Source organism: Streptomyces sp. NPDC038280 (assembly GCF_055600045.1).
Map to the genome: position 1 here is coordinate 63,670 of NZ_JBVJYZ010000002.1, position 24,121 is coordinate 87,790.

Annotated in this window: 28 protein-coding genes; 7 read left to right on the top strand and 21 right to left on the bottom strand. The window is 71.3% G+C overall.

The genetic code is table 11. From position 1 onward, the window contains the following. Nucleotides 1-66: 66 nt before the first annotated feature. Nucleotides 67-1,419, bottom strand: a complete 1,353-nt coding sequence (locus ACZ7J0_RS05360; RefSeq protein WP_469118146.1) for a class II 3-deoxy-7-phosphoheptulonate synthase — start codon at nucleotides 1,417-1,419, stop codon at nucleotides 67-69. 94 nt (nucleotides 1,420-1,513) lie between these two features. Between ACZ7J0_RS05360 and ACZ7J0_RS05365 the strand changes: the two genes are divergently transcribed. Together ACZ7J0_RS05365 and ACZ7J0_RS05370 are read left to right on the top strand one after the other, a co-directional pair. Then, nucleotides 1,514-1,579, top strand: a complete 66-nt coding sequence (locus ACZ7J0_RS05365; protein WP_469118904.1) for a trp operon leader peptide — start codon at nucleotides 1,514-1,516, stop codon at nucleotides 1,577-1,579. 90 nt (nucleotides 1,580-1,669) lie between these two features. Continuing rightward, a complete protein-coding gene (locus tag ACZ7J0_RS05370; RefSeq protein ID WP_470884245.1) occupies nucleotides 1,670-3,571 on the top strand; it encodes an anthranilate synthase family protein in 1,902 nt (633 codons plus the stop codon). A gap of 23 nt (nucleotides 3,572-3,594) precedes the next feature. Here ACZ7J0_RS05370 and ACZ7J0_RS05375 read toward each other — a convergent pair whose 3' ends face one another. From ACZ7J0_RS05375 to ACZ7J0_RS05410, 8 genes are read right to left on the bottom strand one after another with little or no spacing between them, the layout of a single operon-like run. After that, nucleotides 3,595-4,008 (bottom strand): gas vesicle protein K, encoded by a 414-nt coding sequence (locus ACZ7J0_RS05375; protein WP_470885138.1) that lies wholly within the window; start codon nucleotides 4,006-4,008, stop codon nucleotides 3,595-3,597. Next, nucleotides 3,998-4,213, bottom strand: coding sequence for a gas vesicle protein (locus tag ACZ7J0_RS05380; protein ID WP_470884247.1), 216 nt, complete (start codon nucleotides 4,211-4,213; stop codon nucleotides 3,998-4,000). The genes ACZ7J0_RS05375 and ACZ7J0_RS05380 overlap by 11 nt, the downstream gene beginning before the upstream one ends. Then, nucleotides 4,210-5,100 carry a GvpL/GvpF family gas vesicle protein gene (locus tag ACZ7J0_RS05385; RefSeq protein ID WP_470884249.1) on the bottom strand — a complete coding sequence of 297 codons (891 nt, stop codon included), beginning with the start codon at nucleotides 5,098-5,100 and terminating at the stop codon, nucleotides 4,210-4,212. Before ACZ7J0_RS05385 ends, ACZ7J0_RS05380 begins: the two co-directional genes overlap by 4 nt. Continuing rightward, nucleotides 5,097-5,555, bottom strand: coding sequence for a gas vesicle protein (locus tag ACZ7J0_RS05390; RefSeq protein ID WP_470884251.1), 459 nt, complete (start codon nucleotides 5,553-5,555; stop codon nucleotides 5,097-5,099). The genes ACZ7J0_RS05385 and ACZ7J0_RS05390 overlap by 4 nt, the downstream gene beginning before the upstream one ends. Before the next feature lie 38 nt (nucleotides 5,556-5,593). After that, the gene (locus tag ACZ7J0_RS05395) at nucleotides 5,594-5,845 is read right to left on the bottom strand and encodes a gas vesicle protein GvpG (RefSeq protein WP_470884253.1); all 252 of its coding nucleotides are present in this window, start codon (nucleotides 5,843-5,845) and stop codon (nucleotides 5,594-5,596) included. Nucleotides 5,846-5,857: 12 nt separating this feature from the next. Continuing rightward, a complete protein-coding gene (locus ACZ7J0_RS05400) occupies nucleotides 5,858-6,571 on the bottom strand; it encodes a GvpL/GvpF family gas vesicle protein (RefSeq protein ID WP_470884254.1) in 714 nt (237 codons plus the stop codon). 3 nt (nucleotides 6,572-6,574) lie between these two features. Next, a complete protein-coding gene (locus tag ACZ7J0_RS05405; RefSeq protein WP_470884256.1) occupies nucleotides 6,575-7,045 on the bottom strand; it encodes a gas vesicle structural protein GvpA in 471 nt (156 codons plus the stop codon). Nucleotides 7,046-7,082: 37 nt separating this feature from the next. After that, entirely contained in the window at nucleotides 7,083-7,445 is a 363-nt protein-coding gene (locus ACZ7J0_RS05410; protein ID WP_470884258.1) for a gas vesicle protein GvpO, read from the bottom strand. 227 nt (nucleotides 7,446-7,672) lie between these two features. Here ACZ7J0_RS05410 and ACZ7J0_RS05415 point away from each other — a divergent pair, with 227 nt between their 5' ends. Both ACZ7J0_RS05415 and ACZ7J0_RS05420 read left to right on the top strand, forming a co-directional pair. Further along, nucleotides 7,673-8,629, top strand: a complete 957-nt coding sequence (locus ACZ7J0_RS05415) for a histone protein (RefSeq protein ID WP_470884260.1) — start codon at nucleotides 7,673-7,675, stop codon at nucleotides 8,627-8,629. Between the two features lie 4 nt (nucleotides 8,630-8,633). Further along, nucleotides 8,634-9,686 (top strand): SRPBCC family protein, encoded by a 1,053-nt coding sequence (locus ACZ7J0_RS05420; RefSeq protein WP_470884262.1) that lies wholly within the window; start codon nucleotides 8,634-8,636, stop codon nucleotides 9,684-9,686. A gap of 68 nt (nucleotides 9,687-9,754) precedes the next feature. Here the strand turns inward: ACZ7J0_RS05420 and ACZ7J0_RS05425 are convergent, their stop codons facing one another. The 5 genes from ACZ7J0_RS05425 to ACZ7J0_RS05445 form a co-directional block, all read right to left on the bottom strand. Continuing rightward, entirely contained in the window at nucleotides 9,755-9,928 is a 174-nt protein-coding gene (locus ACZ7J0_RS05425) for a CsbD family protein (protein WP_470884264.1), read from the bottom strand. 80 nt (nucleotides 9,929-10,008) lie between these two features. After that, the gene (locus ACZ7J0_RS05430) at nucleotides 10,009-11,037 is read right to left on the bottom strand and encodes a 6-phosphofructokinase (protein WP_470884266.1); all 1,029 of its coding nucleotides are present in this window, start codon (nucleotides 11,035-11,037) and stop codon (nucleotides 10,009-10,011) included. Nucleotides 11,038-11,186: 149 nt separating this feature from the next. Beyond that, nucleotides 11,187-11,864, bottom strand: coding sequence for a response regulator (locus tag ACZ7J0_RS05435; protein WP_470884268.1), 678 nt, complete (start codon nucleotides 11,862-11,864; stop codon nucleotides 11,187-11,189). Then, the gene (gene macS, locus ACZ7J0_RS05440) at nucleotides 11,864-13,063 is read right to left on the bottom strand and encodes a MacS family sensor histidine kinase (RefSeq protein ID WP_470884270.1); all 1,200 of its coding nucleotides are present in this window, start codon (nucleotides 13,061-13,063) and stop codon (nucleotides 11,864-11,866) included. Before macS ends, ACZ7J0_RS05435 begins: the two co-directional genes overlap by 1 nt. Before the next feature lie 36 nt (nucleotides 13,064-13,099). Next, nucleotides 13,100-13,831: a lysophospholipid acyltransferase family protein gene (locus ACZ7J0_RS05445; RefSeq protein WP_468706208.1), complete on the bottom strand. Its 732-nt coding sequence runs from the start codon at nucleotides 13,829-13,831 to the stop codon at nucleotides 13,100-13,102. Nucleotides 13,832-14,047: 216 nt separating this feature from the next. On the opposite strand from ACZ7J0_RS05445, the gene ACZ7J0_RS05450 reads away from it, so the two are divergent. Next, nucleotides 14,048-14,827: an alpha/beta hydrolase gene (locus ACZ7J0_RS05450; protein WP_470884272.1), complete on the top strand. Its 780-nt coding sequence runs from the start codon at nucleotides 14,048-14,050 to the stop codon at nucleotides 14,825-14,827. Continuing rightward, complete coding sequence (locus ACZ7J0_RS05455) at nucleotides 14,820-15,431, top strand: hypothetical protein (RefSeq protein ID WP_470884274.1); 612 nt, start codon at nucleotides 14,820-14,822, stop codon at nucleotides 15,429-15,431. The genes ACZ7J0_RS05450 and ACZ7J0_RS05455 overlap by 8 nt, the downstream gene beginning before the upstream one ends. Nucleotides 15,432-15,479: 48 nt before the next feature. Here the strand turns inward: ACZ7J0_RS05455 and ACZ7J0_RS05460 are convergent, their stop codons facing one another. The 6 genes from ACZ7J0_RS05460 to ACZ7J0_RS05485 all read right to left on the bottom strand — a co-directional run bounded on the left by ACZ7J0_RS05460 (nucleotide 15,480) and on the right by ACZ7J0_RS05485 (nucleotide 20,591). Then, entirely contained in the window at nucleotides 15,480-16,232 is a 753-nt protein-coding gene (locus ACZ7J0_RS05460; protein WP_470884275.1) for an endonuclease/exonuclease/phosphatase family protein, read from the bottom strand. A gap of 255 nt (nucleotides 16,233-16,487) precedes the next feature. Beyond that, nucleotides 16,488-17,429, bottom strand: coding sequence for an ROK family glucokinase (locus ACZ7J0_RS05465; protein WP_470884277.1), 942 nt, complete (start codon nucleotides 17,427-17,429; stop codon nucleotides 16,488-16,490). Nucleotides 17,430-17,495: 66 nt separating this feature from the next. Continuing rightward, nucleotides 17,496-17,951, bottom strand: a complete 456-nt coding sequence (locus tag ACZ7J0_RS05470) for a DUF5304 domain-containing protein (protein ID WP_470884279.1) — start codon at nucleotides 17,949-17,951, stop codon at nucleotides 17,496-17,498. A 79-nt stretch (nucleotides 17,952-18,030) separates the two neighbouring features. Continuing rightward, nucleotides 18,031-19,188 carry an ArsA family ATPase gene (locus tag ACZ7J0_RS05475; RefSeq protein ID WP_470884281.1) on the bottom strand — a complete coding sequence of 386 codons (1,158 nt, stop codon included), beginning with the start codon at nucleotides 19,186-19,188 and terminating at the stop codon, nucleotides 18,031-18,033. A gap of 79 nt (nucleotides 19,189-19,267) precedes the next feature. Next, nucleotides 19,268-19,717 (bottom strand): SRPBCC family protein, encoded by a 450-nt coding sequence (locus tag ACZ7J0_RS05480; protein WP_470884282.1) that lies wholly within the window; start codon nucleotides 19,715-19,717, stop codon nucleotides 19,268-19,270. A gap of 118 nt (nucleotides 19,718-19,835) precedes the next feature. Further along, nucleotides 19,836-20,591, bottom strand: coding sequence for a metallophosphoesterase family protein (locus ACZ7J0_RS05485; protein WP_468706209.1), 756 nt, complete (start codon nucleotides 20,589-20,591; stop codon nucleotides 19,836-19,838). 300 nt (nucleotides 20,592-20,891) lie between these two features. Here ACZ7J0_RS05485 and ACZ7J0_RS05490 point away from each other — a divergent pair, with 300 nt between their 5' ends. Beyond that, nucleotides 20,892-22,688 carry an AMP-dependent synthetase/ligase gene (locus ACZ7J0_RS05490; RefSeq protein WP_470884284.1) on the top strand — a complete coding sequence of 599 codons (1,797 nt, stop codon included), beginning with the start codon at nucleotides 20,892-20,894 and terminating at the stop codon, nucleotides 22,686-22,688. 265 nt (nucleotides 22,689-22,953) lie between these two features. On the opposite strand, the gene ACZ7J0_RS05495 is transcribed toward ACZ7J0_RS05490, so the two are convergent. Further along, a complete protein-coding gene (locus tag ACZ7J0_RS05495; protein ID WP_470884286.1) occupies nucleotides 22,954-24,096 on the bottom strand; it encodes a glycosyltransferase family 4 protein in 1,143 nt (380 codons plus the stop codon). Between the last annotated feature and the right edge of the window lie 25 nt (nucleotides 24,097-24,121).

Consider the following 24,121-nt stretch of genomic DNA (forward strand, 5'->3'; position numbering starts at 1 on the left):
AAGCCCTGGATACGACGATGGGGCGCGGATCACATGGATCCGCGCCCCCTCGTCGTAGGAACGTCCTTACTGATCGCGGTACATCTCCGCGACCAGGAACGCCAGATCCAGCGACTGGCTGCGGTTGAGACGCGGGTCGCAGGCGGTCTCGTAGCGCTGGTGCAGATCGTCGACGAAGATCTCGTCGCCGCCGCCCACGCACTCCGTGACGTCGTCACCGGTCAGCTCGACATGGATGCCGCCCGGGTGGGTGCCGAGGCCCTTGTGGACCTCGAAGAAGCCCTTGACCTCGTCGAGCACGTCGTCGAAGCGGCGGGTCTTGTGGCCCGATGCGGCCTCGAAGGTGTTGCCGTGCATCGGGTCGGTCACCCAGGCGACGACCGCGCCGGAGGCGGTGACCTTCTCGACCAGCTCCGGGAGCTTGTCCCGGACCTTGTCGGCGCCCATGCGGACGATGAAGGTCAGCCGGCCCGGCTCGCGGTCCGGGTCCAGGCGGTCGATGTAGGTGAGCGCCTCGTCGACCGAGGTGGTCGGGCCGAGCTTGATGCCGATCGGGTTGGCGATCCGCGAGGCGAACTCGATGTGCGCGTGGTCCAGCTGACGAGTGCGCTCACCGATCCAGACCATGTGGCCGGAGGTGTCGTACAGCTTGCCGGTGCGCGAGTCGGTACGGGTCAGAGCGCCTTCGTAGTCGAGCAGCAGCGCCTCGTGCGAGGCGTAGAACTCGACGGCCTTGAACTCGGCCGGGTCGGTGCCACAGGCCTTCATGAAGTTCAGCGCGTTGTCGATCTCGCGGGCCAGCTGCTCGTAGCGCTGACCGGAGGGGGACGACTTCACGAAGTCCTGGTTCCAGGCGTGCACCTGGCGCAGGTCGGCGTAGCCGCCGGTGGTGAAGGCGCGCACCAGGTTGAGCGTCGACGCGGAGGCGTTGTACATCCGCTTCAGGCGCTCGGGGTCCGGGATGCGGGCGGCCTCGGTGAAGTCGAAGCCGTTGACCGAGTCACCCCGGTAGGTGGGCAGGGTCACGCCGTCGCGGGTCTCGGTGCCCTTGGAGCGGGGCTTCGAGTACTGGCCGGCGATGCGGCCGACCTTGACGACGGGCACGGAGGCCGCGTACGTCAGGACGGCGCTCATCTGAAGGAGGGTCTTGAGCTTGGCCCGGATGTGATCGGCGGAAACGGCGTCGAAGGCCTCGGCGCAGTCGCCACCCTGAAGGAGGAACGCCTCGCCCTTGGCGACGGCTCCCATCCGGGCGCGCAGCTGGTCGCACTCGCCCGCGAAGACGAGCGGCGGATACGACTCGAGGTCCGCGATCACATCGCGCAGAGCCTCGGCATCGGGGTACTCGGGCTGCTGCGCCGCGGGAAGGTCTCGCCAGGTGTTGCCACCGGTTGCGGTGGTCTTAGCGTTCACGGTCACCTGTAACACCTTACGGGGTCTTTCGTTCCGTCCATCCGTCCGCTCAGCAGATGAGACGGCCGTCCGGGAACGACCTTGGGGTAGGGTTCGCCGCATGTTCGCGCAGCAGACCCAGATGACCCAGAACTGGTGGTGGACCGCTCATCCGGCGGCCCACTGACTGCGCGTACACGAACACGCGAAGGCCGCCCGAGGGGCGGCCTTCTTCCGTTTGACGGGCCGTTCCTCCCACTCGGAAGGAACGCATCGCATGGACACCCCGCCGCTGGATCTCACCCGGCTCCTGGACGACTCCTGCCCTCCCTTCGCCCTGCTCCGCCGGCGCACCCCCGGCCGGGACCACGACACCGTCGAGGTCCTGATCGGCCGGGTGCACGAGGCCGAGCGGCTGGCCGACCTGCCCGTCGGTGAGCTGCCGTCGCTGGCGCTGGTGCCGTTCCGGCAGATCAGGGAGCGCGGCTTCGACGTACGCGACGACGGCACCCCGCTGTCGGTCCTGGTCGCGGACGAGACGTACGAGCTGCCGCTGGCCGAGGCGCTGGACCGGCTGCCCTCCCACGACGTGCTGGTCGAGGGCGGCGGCTTCGACGTCGACGACGACGCGTACGCGGGGATCGTCCGCCGGGTCATCGACGAGGAGATCGGCAGCGGCGAGGGCGCGAACTTCGTGATCCGCCGCACCTACACCGGGGACATCCCGGGCTTCGGCCGCGCCGACGCGCTGGCGCTCTTCCCCAGGCTCCTCTCCGGAGAACGGGGCGCGTACTGGACCTTCGTCGTCCACACCGGCGAGCGCACCCTGGTCGGCGCGAGCCCGGAAGTCCATGTGCGGACGGCGGGCGGCACGGTGGTGATGAACCCGATCAGCGGGACCTACCGCTATCCGGCCGGCGGCCCCACCTCGGAGGACCTGCTGACCTTCCTCGCCGACCGCAAGGAGACCGAGGAGCTCTCCATGGTCGTCGACGAGGAGCTCAAGATGATGTGCACGGTCGGCGACATGGGCGGGGTGGTCGTGGGGCCGCGGCTCAAGGAGATGGCGCACCTCGCGCACACCGAGTACGAGCTGCGGGGCCGCTCCTCCCTCGACGTACGGGAAATCCTGCGGGAGACCATGTTCGCGGCCACGGTCACCGGCTCGCCGGTGCAGAACGCCTGCCGGGTCATCGAACGCCATGAGGTCGGGGGCCGCGGGTACTACGCGGGTGCGCTGGCGCTCCTCGGGACGGACGCGGGCGGCACTCAGACGCTCGACTCCCCCATCCTGATCCGTACCGCCGACATCGACGCCGACGGGCGGCTGCGCGTCCCGGTCGGCGCCACGCTGGTCCGCCACTCCGACCCGGCGGGCGAGGTCGCCGAGACGCATGCCAAGGCGGCGGGGGTGCTGACGGCGCTGGGGGTCCTGCCGCCACGGCAGGGCGCGGAAGGGGCGGGGCGGCCGGAGGGGAGATCCGTACGGCCCCGGCTCGCGGACGACCCACGGGTGCGGGCCGCGCTGGACGCCCGCCGGGCCGACCTCGCGCCGTTCTGGCTGAAGATGCAGACGCGGTCGGCCGATCTGACCGGCCATGCGCTGGTCGTCGACGGCGAGGACACCTTCACGGCGATGCTCGCCCATCTGCTGCGCTCCTCGGGCCTGGAGGTCACGGTCCGCCGCTACGACGAGCCGGGGCTGCGGGAGGCGGCGCTCACGCACCCGGGGCCGGTGGTCCTGGGCCCGGGGCCGGGCGATCCGAGCGATCCCGCCGACCCGAAGATGCGTTTCCTGCGCGCCCTCACCGCGGACCTCGTCCAGGGCCAGGCGCAGCGCCTGCTCGGCGTCTGCCTCGGTCATGAGCTGATCGCCGCCGAGCTCGGGCTGTCGATCGTGCGCAAGCGGACACCGTTCCAGGGGGCACAGGTGCGGATCGACCTGTTCGGCCGCGAGGAGACCGTGGGCTTCTACAACAGCTTCACGGCCCGCTGCGACGAGGAGACGGCGGCCGCGCTGGCCCTGCGCCGCGTCGAGGTCAGCCGCGACCCGGCGACGGACGAAGTGCACGCGCTGCGGGGGCCCGGGTTCGCCGGGGTCCAGTTCCACCCGGAGTCCGTGCTGACGCTGGACGGCGCGACGGTGGTGGCGGACCTGCTGGCGGGCGTCCTGGTCTGAGGGCGCGGCCACCGAAATCCGGGTCAGTCCGCCGGCGGCAGGAGGGGACCCAGGGGGCCCAGGTCGAGATTCAGGTCCTCCAGGGCGTAGCCGTGCTCCGCGCACAGCTCGGACATGCGGTCGTGCAGGGCGAGCAGGGTGGCTCCGAGCTCCTCCTCCTGCTCGTCGGTGAGGCCGCCGGCGTCAACCCGGCGCAGGGCCTGTCGCTCGATGAGCTGACGCAGCAGTTCCACCACGGTGAGCACGAGTTTGAGCAGGTCCTCCCCCACCTTCTCGTGGTCGGAGCGGAGCCGGTGCGCGGGGACCTGCGGCTCGCCCGGGGTGGGGGGAGGTGCCTGGAGCAGCCTGAAGGCGGCTGCCATCGTGTCGCCGACGTCGTCCGGCTCGCCGCCCGGTGGCCGGCGGCGCTCCCCGGGGGCCGGCCGGTCACCCGTCATGCCGCTCACCGGCTCGGGGTGGTTCCGCGAGGGGGGTGACGGAGGTGATGAGGGCGCGCAGGGAGATCCGCACGAGGTCGATGTCGGCGATCGACAGGACGATGTCTCCGGTGAGGACGACCCCGCCCGCCAGCAGCCGGTCCAGAAGGTCGACGAGGGCCACCTGACGGCCGGGCAGGGCGGGGTCGTGCTCGGTGACGCTCATCGCTCCGACTCCCGCTCGGCGGGGGTGGCCGGCTCCGGGGGTGGCATGGCGAAGGAGTACGGGGCCCACGGGCCGGTGACCTCGATACGGATCCCGGGCAGGGAGTCGGCCGCCTCGTTCAGGGCGGCGCGAAACCCGGGCGCGTGCTCGTCCGCCACCAGATAGGCGTCGTTGAGCACGTTCTCGTCCCGGTCTTCGGCGTCGCCGCCCGCGAGCGCCCCGGTCTGGGGCGGGTGCCGTACGCGCTGGTCCGCGAACCGGGCGGCGATGTCGGCGATGCGGTCGGTGGCCTCCTGGGCCTGCCGGTAGTGGTCCTCGCGCGCGTGGTGCTGTTCCCTGCGGGCCCGGAGGTACGCCTTGCCGGGACTGACGGGCGCCGGCTCGTCTCCGGAGGGTCCGGGACCGGCGCGGTCGGCGGCGGGGCGGACATAGATCTTGACGCCGTACTCGGTCCGTCCGGTCAGCAGGCCGAGCCGCTCCGTGAACGTCTCCTGTTCGGCGCGGAGGGCCTCCAGAGCACGGTCGGTGTCCTGGTACACGGTGGCCATGCGCAGGGGCAGCACGGTCATGGCGGCGGCGAGGGCCTGGATGACCTCGTGGTGGGCGCGGGCGGTGGCCTCCAGCCACTCGATGTCCTCGAACCTCGCTTTGAGGGACTCCTCGCGCCAGTCGGCGAAGGGCACTTGACTGGTGACGAAGGCGGGCGGGTTCGCCCTCTCCGTGCCGGAGGCCCCGGGAACGCCGGGGGCCTCCGGGGCGTCGGGGGAAAGGACGGCGACCGGAGCGTCGGCCACGCCGCGCAGACCGGCGACGAGCTTCCCGAGTTCGGGCGTACGCGCGGCGACGGCGTACACATAGGTGAGGCTCCGCGGATCCTGGCCGTTCATCGCCGGCGCCTCCGCCCGGTGCCGTCGCCGGGTTCCTCGCCCTCCGCCTCGTCGACCTCCTGGGGCTCGGCCGCCGGCCGCTCCACCGCGTCCATGGCGCGCCGGCCGGTGGACCGGCCGGCGTCGAGCCGGTCGCGCCGCAGCTCCTCCAGCTCGGCGCGCAGACGGCGGTTCTCCTCGGCGAGCGGGTCGCCGCTGTGCCGGGAGGAGAGGGAGCGGTCGTACTCCCACCAGTCGATGCCCATCTCCTTGGCCTTGTCGACGGACGCGATCAGGATGCGCAGTTTGATGGTCAACAGCTCGATGTCGAGGAGGTTGATGCGGATGTCACCGGCGATGACGATGCCCTTGTCCAGAACCCGTTCGAGGATGTCCGCGAGGTTGGCGGACGACCCCTGGGGGTAGCCGGCGCGGGAGGGCAGGGAACCGTACCGGTTGGACATGGGCTCCGTCACGACGGGACCTCCCTCGTCTCACTGCGCGCGGTTGCTTCTCACTCCGCTTGCCGCTGCCGGAATTCCGTGATCTCCGAGAGCCGTGCGAGCAGTGCGTCCTCCTCGCTCTCGAACGTCTCCTCGTCGATCTCCCCCTGCTCGAGCCTCCTGTTCAGCTCGGTGAGCCGGCGCCAGACGGGCGCCGGGTCGTAGTACTCCGCCTCGGCCTGGTCGGCGACGCGCTGTGCGACCCACACCACGGCGCGTGCGGGCGCCAGAGGAGAGGTCAGCAGGGCGCTGAACAGCCCCATCACGCACCTCCTTCACTGCACGAAGCTGTACGGAGGCAGGGGGCCGGCGAATCGGAACTCGACGTCGTCCCTCTCCTGCCCCAGCTTGGCCTCCGCCGCCAGGAGTTCCTCCTCCCGTTCCCGTTCCACCAGAAGGGAGAGGCTGAGAAGGTCGTCGCCGGCCGGCGGGTGGACGCTGTGGTCCCGGGCGAGAGGCAGGAGCGCCCGGACCAGCTCGGCGGCCAGCTCCTCCTGCCGGTCGCGGACCTGCTGCGCGACCAGCTCTCCCAGCGCGATCGGGAGCCGCGGGTCCGTCGCGCCGGCCCGGATCTCGTCGTTCAGCCTGCGCGCCTCCGGGGAATCCTCGAGGATCTCGCGCAGCAGGTCGTCCTCGTTGCGGGACGCCTTGATGTGGTACTCGGCGCAGCCCTTCAGCCGGTCGAGGGCTTCGACATACAGGTCCGCGCGCTCCTCGAGCACCTGCCGCACGGCGGTCTCGTCGGGTGCCACATAACCGAACTGGAGCGGAAGCACGGTCCCGTCGGCCATCAGCCGGTCCTGAACCTCCTGGTGGGCGGCCAGGTCCCGGCGCTTGGGGCGGATCTCCTCATCGACCTCGCTGACGATCGCGCACAGCGGACCGGCGGAGACCGAGCGCAGGGCGGGGGGTTCGGTGCCGACGCCGGTCAGATCGCGCAGGTGACGGGGATGGTCGGCGGCCGTGATCGCGTAGACGTAGAGGGCCATCGGTCACTCCCTCTCCCGGCGGGCCGGACGGCGGGCGGCCGGTCGCTTGCGGCGCGGCGGCGGCGCTTCCTCTTCTGCGTACTCCTCTTCCCGGTCCTCGTCGTCGTCGGACTTGCCGCCCAGGGACTGCGTCACCGCTTCCACGGCACCGCTGAGCGCTCCCTTGGACTTTCCCTTGGCCCCGCCCTCGACCATGTTTCCGACCACTTCCGGAAGCTGGGCGGGGGCCTTGCGGCCCGCCTCGAGGTCGAGCCTGTTGCAGGCTTCGGCGAAGCGCAGATAGGTGTCGACACTGGCGACGACGATCCGCGCGTCGATCTTCAGGATCTCGATGCCGACCAGGGAGACGCGCACGAAAACGTCGATGACGAGCCCGCGATCAAGGATGAGTTCGAGGACGTCGTACAGACTGCTCGTGCCACCCCCTCCTCCGCCCCTGGCAACCGTGCTTCCGCTCTGCGGCACCATGGTCATGGCGCTTCCCTCCAGGGCCGGCCTGGGCTCAGGCCGGTCAGTCGATCATGCCCCGGCTGTACCGCCGGGTCCGTTCGTAGGAGACCAGCTCGCCTTCCTCGTCGATCGTGACCTTGTAGCTGGCCATCACGCTGGTGGTGTCCGGGATGCGTTCCAGTTCGAGCACTTCCACCTGGGCCTCCCAGCCGTCTTCCGTCGGTTTCAGCGAGGAGACCCCTTCGGGACTCCGCCCGATCAGCTCCGACAACTGCTCGGCGGCCGACCGCATCGCCTTGGCCGCGCCTACGGAGCCGTGCCGCCGGGCGGGGGCCCTCCGAGGGGGCCGACTGCTCGTGCGTTCGGCTTCCGCGTCGTCGGCCGGGAGGGGCCGTCGACGGCGGGCCGGTTCTGCTGCGGCCATATGGCTCTCCCCTCGAACCGCGACTTCTGTCCTCGCGACTCCCCGAAGAGGAGTCGCCCATACCTCGCGAACCGCAGATTTTCATCCTATAGAGGCATATTCGGTTCCTCTCAGAGCAGGGGCCCAAGTGACCGCCCGAGCGAACAGCGCCGGCGCCCCTCCGAGCCCGGCGCATCGGGACTTCAGCGGCTGTCGGCGGCCGCGGCGCCTGGCGAAAGGAAAGGCCCATGCAGGACACGTCGAAGATCGCCCTCGCGGCCGCCGTGGCGGGCGGCTACGTACTGGGGCGGGCGAAGAAGGGCCGCTTGGCCTTCAGCATGGCGACGTACATGGCCGGTCGCAGATTCGGCATCGAGCCGGGTCAGCTCGTGACGCAGGGCCTGCGCAAGCTCGGCGAGATGCCCCAGGTCGCCCAGCTGGGCGAGCAGGTCCGCGGTGAGGCCCTCGACGCCGGCCGCAAGGCCCTGATGGCCACCGCCAACCGCAAGCTGTCCGGGCTCGCGGACTCCCTCCACGAGCGCACTCTGAGCCTGACCAACGGCCAGGACGAAGAGGACGAAGAGGACCAGGACTACGAGGAGCCAGAGGGCGCCTACGAAGAGGAACCGTACGAAGACGAGGCCTACGAGGGCGAGGAGCCCGACGAAGCCGAAGAAGAGGCCGAGGAGGAAGAACCGGAGGAGGAGGCCGAAGAAGAAGAAGAAGAAGAAGAGGAACCCGAAGAGGAAGAGGAGGAGGAACCGGAGCCCGCGCCCCGCCGGCGCTCGCGGCCCTCGCCCCGCTCCGCCAAGACCGCCCCGGCCCCCCGGCGCAGGGCACCGGCACGGGAGTCGGCCTCCAAGCGCGCCGCCCCCGCCAAGAAGGCCGCGGAGTCCCGCGCCCCCGCGAAGAAGGCACCGGCCAAGAAGGCCGCACCGGCGCGCAAGGCCTCGTCGTCCTCGACGTCCTCTCGAAGCGCACCGGCCAAGAAGGCCGCCAAGCCGGCCGCGTCCAGGGCCCCGGCCAAGAAGGCACCGGCGAAGAAGGCGCCCGCGAAGAAGGCACCCGCCAAGGCGGCCAAGAAGGCACCGGCCAAGAAGACAGCGGCGAAGTCCAGCGGTCCGGGCCGGCCTTCGCGGACGGCCTCCGCGAAGAAGACAGCGGCGAAGAAGACGACCGCTCGCAAGCCGTCGAGCCGGAGGTAGCGCCATGGCCACCAAGGACCGCGACAGCGGAGGCGGCACGCAGGCCGTCCTCGACCAGCTGCTGGACGAGGTGGTCGGGTATCTCGGCGCCCAGGCCGAGCAACTGGCCGACAAGGCCGCGGGCAAACTCGGCGACGTCACCGACCAGCTGAGCGACGTCGCGGAGGGCGGGGGCTCCCTCGCCGGCATCGGCGGCCGGCTGCTCCAGGGAGACTCGCCGCTGAAGGCGGTGGTCGGCGAGCAGTTCGGCGGCCTCAAGGACAAGATCACCGGCACGGCGTCCAACCTGCTCGGGGGCGGGAAGGGCAAGGGCCGCAAGAGCAGCCCCAAGGTCACCAACATCGTCGAGACGACGGATGTCGGCGTGCCCCTGCGCACCGCCTATGACCACTGGACGCAGTACGAGGACTTCGGCCAGTTCGCCAAGGGAGTCCGCAGCGTCTCCCAGGAGGACGACACCAGCTCGGACTGGAAGGTCAAAGTGGGGCCGTCCACCCGCAGTTGGAAGGCCACCGTCGAAGAGCAGGTACCCGACGAACGCATTGTGTGGAGCTCGGAGGGCGCCAAGGGAACCACGCGCGGCTGTGTCAGCTTCCACGAACTCGCGCCGTCCCTGACCCGCGTCATCGTGGTCGTCGAGTACTACCCGAGCGGGCTTTTCGAGAAGACGGGAAACCTCTGGCGGGCGCAGGGCCGGCGCCTGCGCCTGGACCTCAAGAACTTCAACCGCCACGTCATTCTCTCCACGGAGGAGCCCGAGGGCTGGCGCGGTGAGATCCGCGACGGCGAGGTCGTCCGGACGCACGAGGAAGCCCTCGAGGAGGAGGAGAACGAGGAGAACGAAGGCTTGGAGGACGAGGAAGCCGAGGCGGACGAGGCGGACGAGGAGTATCCCGAGGAGGAGGGCGCGGACGAGGAGGCCGACGAAGAGGCCGAAGGCGAGTACGAGGACGAGTACGAAGACGGGGGCGACGAGGAAGGCGAGGAAGAAGGCGCGTACGAGGAGGAGGAAGAGGAAGAGGAAGAGGAAGAGCAGCCCCGCCGGCGACGGCGCTGAGGCAGGCACACGACGAGGCCGGGGCCGACGGTCCTCCCGTCGGCCCCGGCCCGTGCGGCCCGGGCGCCTCAGTGCTTGAGGGTGTCCTTGGCCTTCTGACCGGTCTGCTTCGCGTCACCGGCGATCTGCTCGGCCTTGCCCTTCATCTCCAGACTTTCGTTGCCGAGGGCCTTGCCGGTGCCCTCCTTCACTTTCCCCTTGGTGCTTTTGGCCGCGTTCTTGATCTTCTTCCCGCCAGCCATCCCTGCCACCTCCAAAAAGTGGGCAAAAAGCCTATAAGGGTCATGCCCACCCCGGCGGCCGTCATGCGGGGGCGACCGTGTCAGCCGAAGAAGACGCCCACCTCGGCGTAGAGCGCCGGATCGACGGTCTTCAGCCGGGAGGTCGCCTCGGCGATCGGGACCCGGACGATGTCCGTGCCGCGCAGCGCCACCATCTTGCCGAAGTCGCCGTCCCGCACCGCCTCGATGGCGTGCAGCCCGAACCTGGTCGCGAGCCAGCGGTCGAAGGCGCTCGGCGTGCCGCCGCGCTGCACATGCCCGAGGACGGTGGTGCGGGCCTCCTTGCCGGTGCGCCTCTCGATCTCCTTGGCCAGCCACTCGCCGACGCCGGAGAGACGGACGTGCCCGAAGGAGTCCAGCGTCCCGTCCTTGAGGACCATCTCCCCGTCCTTGGGCATGGCCCCCTCGGCGACGACGACGATCGGCGCGTAGGTGGCCTTGAACCGCGAGGTCACCCAGGCGCAGACCTGGTCGAGGTCGAAGCGCTGCTCGGGGATGAGGATGACGTTGGCGCCGCCGGCCAGGCCCGAGTGCAGGGCGATCCAGCCCGCATGACGGCCCATCACCTCGACGACCAGGACCCGCATGTGCGACTCGGCCGTGGTGTGGAGCCGGTCGATGGCCTCCGTGGCGATACCGACCGCGGTGTCGAAGCCGAAGGTGTAGTCGGTGGCGGAAAGATCGTTGTCGATCGTCTTCGGTACGCCGACGCACGGGATGCCGTACTCGTCCGAGAGCCGCGCGGCGACACCGAGGGTGTCCTCGCCGCCGATCGCGATGAGGGCGTCCACCTCGTCCTTGGCGAGGTTGTCCTTGATCCGGCGGACGCCGTTCTCCACCTTGAGGGGATTGGTGCGCGAGGAGCCGAGGATGGTGCCGCCGCGGGGCAGGATGCCGCGCACGGCGGGGATGTCGAGCCGTACGGTGTCGCCGTCCAGAGGACCGCGCCAGCCGTCCCGGAAGCCGGTGAAGTCGTAGCCGTACTCCTGGACACCCTTGCGGACGATGCCGCGGATGACCGCATTGAGTCCGGGGCAGTCGCCGCCCCCGGTCAGTACTCCGACCCGCATGGAACCTTCCCTTCGCCGTGCTGGTGACGTATGCGGGTCACGCTAGTAGTGACGCAGGTCACTACGGCACGGTACGAAAGGTGAATTCCCGTACGCAGAGCGGCAGTTGACGCCCACTCGTTCACCCGTACGTGTAAAGGGGCGTGGGGTCAGGCGTCGTCGAGGCCGCGCTCGATCGCGTACCGCACGAGCTCCACCCGGTTGTGCAGCTGGAGCTTGCCCAGGGTGTTCTGCACATGGTTCTGCACGGTCCGGTGGGAGATGACCAGGCGCTCGGCGATCTGCTTGTAGCTCAGCCCCTTGGCCACCAGCCGCAGCACCTCGGTCTCGCGCTCGGTGAGCTGAGGGGCCCTGGGCTCGTCGGGACCGGCGGCGGGCGCGGGCTCGGAGGCCAGCCGGCGGTACTCGCCGAGGACCAGGCCCGCGAGGCCCGGGGTGAAGACGGGGTCGCCGACGGCGGTGCGGCGCACCGCGTCGATCAGCTCCGCCGTACTGGCCGACTTGAGCAGATAACCGGTGGCGCCGGACTTCACCGCCTCGAGGACATCGGCGTGCTCCCCGCTGGCGGAGAGCACCAGGACCCTCAGTTCGGGGTTGGCGCCGACCAGTTCCTTGCAGACCTGGACCCCCGGCTTCGCCGGCAGATTGAGGTCGAGGACGAGCACGTCGGGGTCGGCGGCCGGAGCGCGGCGCACGGCCTGTTCGCCGTCGCCCGCCGTGGCGACCACGTCGAAACCGGCCTCGGCCAGATCGCGGGCGACCGCGTCCCGCCACATCGGGTGGTCGTCGACCACCATCACCTTGATCAGCTGCCGCTCTTCACTCATCACGTACTCGCCTTCCCCCGTGGGACCTTCAGTTCGACTTCCGTGCCCTGGCCCGGGACCGAGACCAGCTCGGCCGCGCCGCCCAGGTCCCGGAGCCGGCCGCGGATGGAGAGCGCGACGCCCATGCGTCCCTCGCCCTCCGCCTGCGCGAGCCGGCCTTCCGGAATACCGGGCCCGTCGTCCCGGACCGTCACGATCACTTCGTCCGGCCAGTCCTCGACCAGGACCCAGGCGCGGGCCCCGTCACCGGCGTGGACGCGGACATTGTCCAGGGCGGCGCCGACGGCGGCTGCCAACTCCCTGGCCGCCGACGGGGGCAGCAGCACCGGTGCGCCCGGGTCGGCGAGGGTGACCCGGGCCCCGGCGCGGGGCGCCAGCAGGGTCCGCAGGTCGACCGGCCCGTCCTCGTCGGGCTCCTCCACGATCCGTACGACGGCCCCCTCGGACTCGTCCTCGGAGACCAGCGAGGGCCGGGTCATGCCCCCGGCGACGAGGGTGCGCAGCGCGACCTCCTGCTCGCCGGCCATCCGGCCCAGCTCGGCCGCCTCGCCGCCGATCGCGGTCCCCCGGCGCTGCACCATCGCGAGAACCTGCAGGACGCTGTCGTGGATGTCCCGGGCGAGCCGCTCGCGCTCACGCGTCGCCGCCTCGATCTCCAGGGCCCGGGCGAGGGTGCGTTCGGAGGCCCGGGCGACCTCGACGACGTACCCGATGGCGACCGAGGCGATCCAGACCAGCAGGACGTTGTGGAGGGTGTCCCGGCTGGGGCTTCCACGCTCGACGATATTGGCCACCGCGACCAGCGAGGACGCGAAGCCGGCCCATCGCCAGCCGCCCTTGATGGCGTACGCGAGGACGGCCCCGGCGGTCCATATCGACGGCAGGGTGGGGCCGTCGACCTGCTGGGCCTGGGCGTCGGCGAGGGGCGTGAGCAGGATGCCGGTGAGGGCGACGGTCAGGTCGGTGACCAGGAAGCGCCTGGTGCACCGCGCGGCGCTCGCCACCTTGGGGAGCGTGGCGAGGGTCCACACGGCGAGGAGGGCCAGGAAGACGACGGCCACCCAGGGGCGTTCGTACCGCTCGCGCGAGAAGACGAAGAGGAAGACTGCGTACATCATGGTCAGCACGCGGTAGCCGGTCAGCGCGCGCCACAGCGGCTGCTCGACCGACATCCGCACGACACGCTCGCGCTTGGCCATTTCCCCCCACCCCTGGGTGCTCTGCGAACGGCGCGGTTACGCGCCGGACTCCTCGCGTGCCGCGATCTCCGCCTTGACCGCTTCCTTGGCTGCCTTCTCCGCCTCGGCGATCTGGCGCTTGGCGGCCGTCGCGTAGATGTCGACGTACTCCTGGCCGGAGAGCTTCATGATCTCGTACATGACCTCGTCGGTCACCGAGCGCAGGATGAACCGGTCGCCGTCCATGCCGTGGTAGCGGCTGAAGTCCAGCGGCTTGCCGATCCGGATGCCCGGGCGCATCAGCTTCGGGACGACCTTGCCGGGCGGCTGGATCTTCTCCGTGTCGATCATGGCGACGGGGATCACGGGCGCGCCGGTGGCGAGCGCCACGCGCGCGAGACCGCCGGGCTTGCCGCGGTAGAGGCGGCCGTCGGGCGAGCGGGTGCCCTCGGGATAGATCCCGAAGAGTCCGCCTCCCTCGATGACGTCGATGCCGGCCTTGATCGCCGCCTCACCGGCGCCGCGGGCGCCGGAGCGGTCCACGGGGAGCTGGCCCACGCCCTTGAAGAAGGCGGCGGTGAGCTTGCCCTTCACTCCCGGCGAGGTGAAGTACTCGGCCTTGGCGATGAAGGTGACCTTGCGGTCCAGGACGGCCGGAAGGAAGAAGGAGTCGGAGAAGGAGAGGTGATTGCTCGCGAGGATCGCCGGTCCCTCGGCGGGAATGTTCTCGAGGCCCTCCACCCAGGGCCTGAAGGCGAGCTTCAGCGACCCTCCGATGGAGAACTTCATAGCGCCGTAGATCAAAGCGAGTGCCTCCCGTGTTCCATGGAACAGACCTTATCCCGTAAGGGGCCCGGGGCCCCGCTCGCGGGGCTGCGACGACGACGACCGGTGTCGAACCGGGCCGACCGGGGTCCGTGACGGCCCTGGTCGGGTGTCGGTCCGGTCGCGTACGGTGAAGTACACCTTCCGAGCCACATCGAACCCCCCGAACAGGAGACCCCGGTGCCGGTCCTCCCCGGAGCCGAGCCGTACCGCCATGAGGGCGGAGAGGTCGGCGTTCTTCTCTGTCACGGATTCACCGGATCCCCGCAGTCGCTGCGCCCCTGGGCCGAGTATCTGGCGGAGCGCGGGCTCACCGTGTCGCTGCCGCTGCTGCCCGGGCACGGCACCCGCTGGGAGGACATGCAGGCCACCACCTGGCAGGACTGGTACGCCGAGGTGGACCGTGAGCTGCGGTCCCTGGTGGACCGCTGCTCCCAGGTCTTCGTCTTCGGGCTCTCGATGGGCGGGGCGCTGACCCTGCGGCTGGCCGCGAAGCACGGGGACGCGGTGGCGGGCATCGTGCTCGTCAACCCGGCGAACAAGGTCCACGGCCTGTCGGCGTACGCGCTGCCGGTCGCCCGCCACCTCGTCCGTACGACGAAGGGGCTGACGAGCGACATCGCCCTGGAGGGCGCGACGGAGGTCGGCTACGACCGGGTGCCGCTGCACGCGGCGCACTCGGTGCGGCAGTTCTTCCGGCTGGTCGACGCGGAGCTGCCGCAGGTCACCCAGCCGGTGGTGCTGCTGCACAGCCCGCAGGACCATGTCGTGCCCCCGGCGGACACGGCCCGCATCCTGAGCAGGATCTCCTCGACGGACGTCCAGGAGATCCTGCTGGAACAGAGCTACCACGTGGCGACGTTGGACCATGATGCGGGGCGGATCTTCGAGGAGAGTTACACGTTCATCGGCCGACTCGCTCCTGGCATCGCGAAGAAGGGGAGCCCAACCGGTGGCTGAGCAGCAGGACTCGCAGGACTCGCAGGACCCTCAGGGACCCGACCACGAGGGCGACCGCGAGCCGCGGCCGATCGACGAGGAGGCGGCCTGGGCGGCGATCGTCGCCGGGTACGGCGACGAGCCCGCCGATCCTCCGGGCGCCAAGCCGTTCAAGTCGATCGAGGACCTGAGCCTGCTGGAGGACGACGTCAACGAGACGCCGAAGGAGCAGACGGGACCGGCGGAGCCGGAGACCGGCAAGCCGCTCGGGAGCTCGGTGACCTTCGCTCCCGGGGTCGGCACGGCCGGGCCGCGCGACTACAGCGTGGCGGAGCCCGCCGAGGGCGACCTGAGCGGCGGGGACGACAGCGACGAGGGCCACTTCGTCCCGCCGGAGCCGCCGCCACTGCCGGAGGCCGACGTGACGGCCAAGTTCGCCTGGCTGGGTGTGGTGGGCGGGCCGGTGCTGATGCTGGTCGCGGTGCTGCTCCAGTGGGACATGACCTGGTGGCTGGCGACGCTCTGCGTGGGCGGCTTCCTGGGCGGCTTCGCGACGCTGGTGGCCCGGATGAACCACGACGAGGACGACGAGAACGACGACCCGGGGCGCGGCGCGGTGGTGTAGCCCGCGTGGGGGCGGAGGCGGCCGGGCGGTGATCGGCCGGTGCTCCGGTCAGACGGCGGGCACCCTCAGGGCGGCCAGGACCGGAAGATGGTCCGTGGCCGCCCTGAGATCGTCGTCGCGTACGCCCGGCAGCCCGAGCGGCACTCCGCAGCCGAGGACCTCGACGCCCGGCGTGGCGAAGATCGCGTCAATGCGCTGGTGCGGGTCGGCGGGGGTCGAGGTGTACTCCGCGCCCCAGGGGCGAACGGCCCAGCAGTCCTGCAGCTCGGACGCCAGCCGCTTGAAGCCGCGTCCGTCGGGGCGCTCGTTGATGTCGCCCGCGACGATGGCGTGCGGGACGTCCATGGCGGCGAGCCGGTCGAGGAGCATGCCGGCCTGGGCGTGACGCTCTTCGGTCTGAAGGCTCAGATGGCAGCTGAGCAACCCGATCCGGGCGCCGGCGATCCGTACGACGGCGGTGGCGAAGCCACGCCGGTGCAGACCCTGGGTGATCGGCAGCAGTACGTCCTCGGTCCGCTCCACGGTCGCCCGCAGCGAACAGAGCAACAACGGCCCGGCGGCGGTGGCGCCCCCGCTCAGCACGACGAGCTCACTCTTCGCGGCGAGCCGGGCGGCGTGCTTGCGCCAGCGGAAGAAGCGGGGCGCTTCCTGAATGAACACGAGATCCGGCGCGCAGGCGTGAATGACCCTGGCCAGCGCGTCCTCGTCGTCCCGCATCGACCGGACGTTGTAGCTGAGCACCCGGACCACGACCGAACCGTCCGGTTCGGTGCGGGAGTTGGGCAACGCGGTGATCGCCATGCGCAGCAAGATACGGGAGCGGGGGGACGGGGAGGGGGCGACACGGGGGCGCGGCGGGAGCGCGCGGGCGGGGCAGGGGGCGGGAACGGCCCACGCCCGGGAGTGCGGGAAACCCCGAGGCGCCCGGGTGTCTGGAGGCCGGCCCCTCATGGACTGGTGGACCGGGGCGGCCAGGGGCGCGGCGCGCGGCCACCACCCCCACCCGACCGTCGCCGCGCGCCTGCCGCCCCCGAGGGCGCGGCAGGCGCCCGAAGGTCAGCCCTGGCGTGCCAGGTCCGCCGCGCCCACCAGGCCCGCCTTGTTGCCCAGTTGGGCCGCGAGGACCTGCGCGTGGGGGCGCCACTGGCCGCCGATCAGCCAGCGGCGGAACGACTTCCGGATCGGTTCGAGCACCAGCTCGCCCTCGTCCGACACACCGCCGCCCACGATGAACGCCGACGGGTCGAAGAGCGAGGCCAGATCGGCCAGGCCCGCGCCGGCCCAGCGGGCCAGTTCCCGGAAGGAGTCCACGGCGACCGGGCAGCCCTGGCGGGCGGCCGCGGAGACGTGCTTGCCCTCGATGCCCTCGGGGGTGCCGTCGCCCAGACTCAGCAGGATCCGCGCGTTCTCCGGGGTCGCGTTGGCGCGCTGCTTCGCGTACCGGACGAGCGCGCGCCCGGAGGCGTACTGCTCCCAGCAGCCCTGGCTGCCGCAGCCGCACAGCAGACCGTCCGGGACGACCCGGATGTGCCCGAACTCGGCGGCGACGCCGAAGCGTCCCCGGCGCAGCTTGTTGCCGATGATGATGCCGCCGCCGAGGCCCGTGCCGAGCGTGATGCAGATGACGTCTTCGTGGCCCTGGCCGGCGCCGAACCGGTATTCGCCCCAGGCCGCCGCGTTGGCGTCGTTCTCCACGACGACCGGCAGACCGACCCGCTGCTCGACCTTGTCCTTCAGCGGCTCGTGCCGCCAGTGGATGTTCGGGGCGAAGAGCACGGTGGCGCGCTTGTCGTCGACATAGCCCGCCGCGCCGATGCCGACGGCCTCGATCTGGTAGCCCTTGCCGGCCTCGGAGACGGCCGCGCAGATCGCGTCGACGATGCCTTCGGCGGTCGACGGGGTGGGCACCGTGTGGGTGTCGAGGATCTTGCCCTCTTCGTCGACCACGCCGGCCGCGATCTTCGTGCCGCCGATGTCGACGCCGATGGTGAGTCCCATGTGTCCCTCAGTTTTCGGTCGAGCCCCGCTGAGGCCAACCGTACCCGAGGGGTGCGGTGGCTCCTGTCAGTCCAAGTCGATGTGCTCGCCCGGACCGGGGCCTTCGTCGTCCTTGGTCGTGGGTTCGTCCCTCTTCGCCCCACCTCCCCAGGTCTCGTTCCGCGTCCAGCGGCGCTCGTGCCCCTCGACGGCGGAGCGGTACGCGGCGAGCAGTTCGCCGCCCGCGGCGGCGAGGTGGTCGAAGACCTCCGGGTTGCGCTCGATGACCGGCTCGACGGCGGCCTTCGCCTGGTTCACGAGCTGCTGCACGGTTCCCTGCGCGGCCATCCCGAGCAGCGGCGACTTCATCGACGAGACCTTGTCGGCGACGGCGTCGAACAGCTTGCGGAATTCCTCGGCCGGTGAGCCGGGCTGGTGCCCGTACTCCGTGCGGCGGCGCGTCTTCTCCGCCTCCAGGTCCTCGGCGCAGGCCTTCGCCCAGGCGTCCGAGTCGGCGGCGGGACGCTCGGTGGCATCGCTCATGGGGTTCTCCTGCGGCGGGACGGAGGGCTCTTTTTTTTCTTCGACTACCTTCGACGTTACCCGAACGGTGGTACGGCGTTCAGTCCGTCCGAGGCCACAGTCCGGGGTCCGGCGTGAAACGGATCCGCAGGGTCCCGTCGGCGAGGCCGGCGCCGGACACGGTGCAGCGGCGCAGGGCGGACGGCAGTGGGACGTTCCGCCGGAACGGTCCGGCGCGCAGCAGGAGTTCATCCCCCCGGCGGACAAGACCGAGCTCGCTCTTGACGGCTCCGGGCAGCGGAAGGCACCAGACGAGGACGCCGTCCTCGCCGCGGCGGTCCTCGACCGTCCACCGGGGCGGGGTGACGGGCGGCGCGTCCGGGGCCGCGTCCAGCCTGGTCAGGTCGTCGAGGCCGCGCGGATCGCACCCGAGGTGGAGTACGTCCCGTACCGCGCCCGGCTCCGCGCGCAGCTCGGTGAGGTGCTTTCGCTGCTGGGCGACGAGTCCGGCGAGCCAGGGGTCGGGGGTCTCGGCGGGCAGCAGCCGGTTGGCGACGACCTGGTCCAGCGCGAGGCCGTGCAGGGCGCAGCCGAGGCGGGCGGCGCGCAGGGCCTCGTCGGCGGCGGGCCCCGGTTCCAGGACCATCCGCACGGAAGTGGTCGGCGCGTCCACGACCGTCTGCACCTCGGCCAGCTCGTCCTCCAGTCGGGCCGCGGTCGCGTAGAGCCACTGGGCGGGCATGGGGACGCCGGCGAGCTGGGCGAGCATCGGGCGCAGGGCGCGGGCGGCCTGACGCTCGGGCGGCAGGAGTCGGCGCAGGTAGCGGCGGAGCTGCTCGGGCAGGGCGAGTACGGCGAGGGCCTGGCGCACGGGGGGCATGTCGACGACGACGGTGTCCCAGTCGCCGTGCGCGGCGTCGCGCAGGGCGCGCAGCAGGGCGAACGGTTCGCTGCCGGGGAGTTCGGTCAGCTCGGCGGACTCCAGTGGGGTCGCCCCGAGCAGGTCGAGGGCGGCGCCCGCGCGTTCCTGCAGGCTGAGCAGCTCGCGGCGGAAGTCGGCGCCGGAGTCGACGCGGACGGCCCAGAGCCCGTCGGCCACCGGCTCGGGCCGGGTCCCGACGGACGCGCCGAGCACCCGGTCGGCCTCACCCGAGACCAGCAGGACGCGCTCGCCCCGGCCGGCCCCGGCGAGCGCGGTGGCCGCGGCGATGGTGGTCCGCCCGGCGCCGCCGGCTCCGGTGACAAGGATGATCCGCATGACGGTCAACGGTACCGGCCGCCGCGACGCCCCGGCCGCCCGGCCGGGCGCCCTTCGACGACCGGCTGTCCCCAGCCCCTTACACGCCCGGGTGGGACTCCACGCGCTTCTTCAGGCCCGCCAGCGCCCGGTCGATGATGACCTTCTCCGCCTTGCGCTTGATCATGCCCAGCATCGGGATCTTGACGTCGACCGTGAGCTGGTAGGTCACCTCGGTGCGGTCGCCGCCGCCCGTCGGAGCCAGTCGGTACGAGCCGTCCAGGGCCCGCAGCATCTGGGACTTCACCAGCGTCCAGCTGACCTCGTTCTCGCCGGACCAGGTGTAGGCCAGGGTGTGGTCGTCCTTGATCGCGCCCGCGTCGAGCAGCAGTCGTACCTTCTCCGCGCGGCCCGCGTCGTCGGTCGCGAGCACCTCCGCCTCCTTCACCTCGCCGGTCCACTCCGGGTAACGGGCGAAGTCGGCGATCACCCCCATGACGTCGGCCGGCGCCGCCTCGATGGTGATGCTCGAGCTGGTGTGTTCGGCCATCGCTGTGGCTCCTCCACTGTGCGGTCAGGCGGGGGTCTGCGGGGCACCTGTGTGCCGCGTGAAGGCTATCGCGTGGCTGTCGCGCCCCCCTCACCACTCCGGGGCCACGAGGCCGGGGTCACCACTCCAGGGTCCACGGCCTGCCCGTCGCCGCGAAGTGCCCGACGTTCACGCACTCCGTCGCGCCGATCCGCATCCGGCGGGCCAGCGGCTGGTGGACGTGGCCGAACAGGGCGTACCGCGGCCGGGTCCTGCGGATCGCGTCGAGCAGGGCGCGGCTGCCGCGCTCGAAGCGGCGCGGCACCGTGTCGTAGGTCAGCTCCGGCACGTCCGGCGGGATGTGGGAGCAGAGCACGTCGACCTCACCGAGCGCCTCGACCTTCGCCGCGTACTCCTCGTCGGAGATCTCGTACGGCGTGCGCATCGGCGTGCGCAGGCCGCCGCCGACGAAACCGAAGACCCGGCCGCCCAGCTCGATCCGCTCCCCGTCGAGGACGGTGGTGCCGGGGGCCGCGTACTGCGGCCAGAGTCCTGGGATGTCGACGTTGCCGTAGGTGGCGTACGTGGGTGTGGGGAAGGCGGCGAACATCTCCGCGTACTGCGCGCGCACCGCCGACTCGATCGCGGTCTCGCGGTCGACCTCCAGCTCGGACCAGAGCCGTCTCCCCAGCTCACGGGCCTCGTCGAAGCGCCGGGCGGTGCGCAGTTCGACGATCAGGTGGGCGTTCTCGACCCCGAAGAGGTCCGGGAAGATGCCGCGCGAGTGGTCGGCGTAGTCGAGGAAGAGCACCAGGTCACCGAGGCAGATCAGGGCGTCGGCGCCGTCCCCGGCGCGCGCGAGATCCTTGGTGTTCCCGTGCACATCACTGATCACATTGACCCTCATGCCTGGCATGGGGTTCACCTTAGAACGTCTCCAGGGGGCCGGACCTGCGGTTACTTTCGAGTGGTCACATGTGTGGACTACTGTGCGCGAAGTACCGCCACACCGCTGTGACGGACGTGTGACGCACAGAACATCTGGCCAGGACCCCCTATCGGGAACCGAGTACTGGTGGGTAACGTCCGGGCAGTCCAGTCGTGCTCACCCCCACCGAGCACCTGCCCGATCTTGGACCGCAGCCGGTGCATCACACGGAGCCGTGGCGCCGGAGCCCGATGAGGAGCAGCAGTCTTGCGCGAGTTCAGCCTTCCGGCCCTGTACGAGGTCCCCACGGACGGCAACCTGACGGATCTGATCCGCCGCAATGCCACTCAGCACCCAGATGTCGCCGTGATGGGACGCAAGGTGGCCGGCGTCTGGACGGACGTCACCGCCAAGCAGTTCCTCGCCGAGGTCCGCGGCGCTGCCAAGGGGCTGATCGCCGCCGGCATCGAGCCCGGTGACCGGGTCGCCCTGCTGTCCCGCACCCGTTACGAGTGGGTGCTGCTGGACTTCGCGATCTGGAGCGCCGGCGCGGTGACCGTGCCGGTGTACGAGACCAGCTCGGCCGAGCAGATCCAGTGGATCCTCGGGGACTCGGGCGCCTCGCTCGCCCTCGTCGAGTCCCCCGCGCACCAGGAGGCCGTGGCCTCGGTGCAGGCGAACCTGCCGGAGCTGAAGGGCGTCTGGCAGATCGAGGACGACGCGGTGGCCCAGCTCACCGCGACCGGCGCCGACATCTCCGACGAGCTGCTCGACGAGCGGATGTCGGCGGCCCACGCGGACGACATCGCGACCATCGTCTACACCTCGGGCACCACTGGCCGCCCGAAGGGCTGTGTCCTGACGCACCGGGCGTTCTTCGCCGAGTGCGGCAACGTCGTCGAGCGCCTCAAGCCTCTCTTCCGTACGGGCGAGTGTTCGGTCCTGCTCTTCCTTCCCGCCGCGCACGTCTTCGGCCGGCTGGTCGAGATCGCTTCCGTGATGGCGCCGATCAAGCTCGGCTGCGTCCCGGACATCAAGAACCTCACCGACGAGCTGGCCTCCTTCCGGCCGACGCTGATCCTCGGTGTGCCGCGCGTGTTCGAGAAGGTCTACAACTCGGCGCGGGCCAAGGCGCAGGCCGACGGCAAGGGCAAGATCTTCGACAAGGCCGCGAACACGGCCATCGCGTACAGCCGCGCCATCGGTACGCCGCAGGGCGCGCCGCTGGGCCTGAAGCTCAAGCACAAGGTCTTCGACAAGCTGGTCTACAGCAAGCTGCGGGCGGTCCTCGGTGGTCGCGGCGAGTTCGCGATCTCGGGCGGGGCGCCGCTCGGCGAGCGGCTGGGGCACTTCTTCCGCGGCATCGGCTTCACCGTGCTCGAGGGCTACGGCCTGACCGAGTCGTGCGCCGCGACCGCCTTCAACCCGTGGGACCGCCAGAAGATCGGTACGGTCGGCCAGCCGCTGCCCGGCTCGGTCGTGCGCATCGCGGACGACGGCGAGGTGCTGCTGCACGGCGAGCACATCTTCAGTGGCTACTGGAAGAACGAGGCGGCGACCGCCGAGGCGCTGGCCGACGGCTGGTTCCACACGGGTGACATCGGCACGCTGGACGAGGACGGATACCTCGCCATCACGGGCCGGAAGAAGGAGATCCTGGTGACCGCGGGCGGCAAGAACGTCGCTCCCGCGGTGATCGAGGACCGTATCCGCGGGCACGCGCTGGTCGCGGAGTGCATGGTCGTGGGCGACGGCCGCCCGTTCGTCGGCGCGCTGGTCACGCTGGACGAGGAGTTCCTCGGCCGGTGGGCGGCGGAGCACGGCAAGCCGTCCGGTTCGACGGCGGCGTCGCTGCGTGACGACGACGATCTGCTGGCGGAGATCCAGCGGGCCGTGGACGACGGCAACGCGGCCGTCTCCAAGGCGGAGTCGGTGCGCAAGTTCCGCGTCCTGACCTCCCAGTTCACCGAGGAGGCCGGTCACATCACGCCGTCTCTGAAGCTGAAGCGGAATGTGGTGGCGAAGGACTTCGCCGACGAGATCGAGGGCCTCTACCGCGCGTAGGCGCGGACCTCGGCCGGCCCTCGGGGCCGCGGCCGGGCGCATGGCCGGCCCGGGGGGCCGGGGCGGCTGCCCCGGCCCCCCGGTCGTTCCAGGCAACCTGCGTCCCCGTAACCGGCGGCCCGGCACACGGCGCCGGGCCGATCCGCGGCGGGGAGATCGGTGCCGAGCCAATCGGCGTCCAGGCAACCGGCCTCGGGGACGATCGGCGTCGAGGCGGTCCATGCCGGGCGATCGGTCCAGGCGATCCGCGTCGGGCCGGTCGGTGTCAGAGCAGCGCCTTCAGGCGCTCCGCCAGGAGGTCCCAGCGCCACTTCTCCTCGACCCACTCCCGGCCCCGCTCCCCCATGCGCCGCCGCAGCTCCGGGTCGAGGAGCAGGGTGGCCACGCGGTCCGCCGACTCCTCGGGCGAGCCGCCGCTCACGACCCAGCCGGTCTCTCCGTCCAGTACGGCGTCGGGGGCGCCCCCGGAGTCGCCGGCAACCACCGGGAGTCCGGTCGCCGAGGCCTCCAGGTAGACGATGCCGAGCCCCTCGACGTCCAGACCGCCGCGACGGGTGCGGCAGGGCATGGCGAAGACGTCACCGGCGCCGTAGTGCGCGGGCAGTTCCTCCCAGGGGACCGCGCCGGTGAAGCGCACGGACGCGGCCACGCCGGTAGTCCGGGCGAGGGTGCGCAGGTCCTTCTCGTACGGTCCGCCCCCGACGATCAGCAGCACCGCGTCCGGCACCCGCCGCAGGATCGCGGGCATCGCGCGGATCAAGGTGTCCTGGCCCTTTCGCGGCACCAGGCGGGAGACGCAGACGACGACGGGACGCTCCGCGAGGCCGAGCCGTTCGCGGACGAGGTCGCCGCCCGAGGCCGGGTGGAAGGTCTTCTCGTCGACGCCCGGCGGCAGCTGCACCATGCGGGCGGCCGCCTCGGGGGTGAGCGCGGCGGCGATCCGCGAGCGCGTGTACTCGCCGAGGTAGGTGAGCGTGTCCGTGCCCTCGCCGATCCGCCGCAGCAGCTGCCGGGACGCGGGCAGCTGGGCCCATCCGGCCTCGTGGCCGTGGGTGGTGGCCACCAGCCGCCGTGCGCCTGCCCTGCGCAGGGCGGGCGCCATCAGGCCGAGCGGCGCCGCCGCGCCGAACCAGACGGATTCACAGCCGTGCTCGCGCAGGAGCGCGGCAGCGCGCCGGGTCACCCGGGGGGTCGGCAGCAGCATCGTCGTCCGGTCCCTGACCACCGTGAACGGCTGTTCGGCGTCGAAGGCCGCGGTCGCCTCGATACCCTCACGGCTGTGCTTCCACGTGGAGGCGTAGACGACGAGCTGCTCGGGGTCCAGGCGCAGCGCCATGTTGTGCAGAAAAGCCTGGATGCCACCGGGACGCGGCGGGAAGTCGTTGGTTACGATCAAGGTCTTGTGCATCGCACCGCCGACAGTACCGAACGAC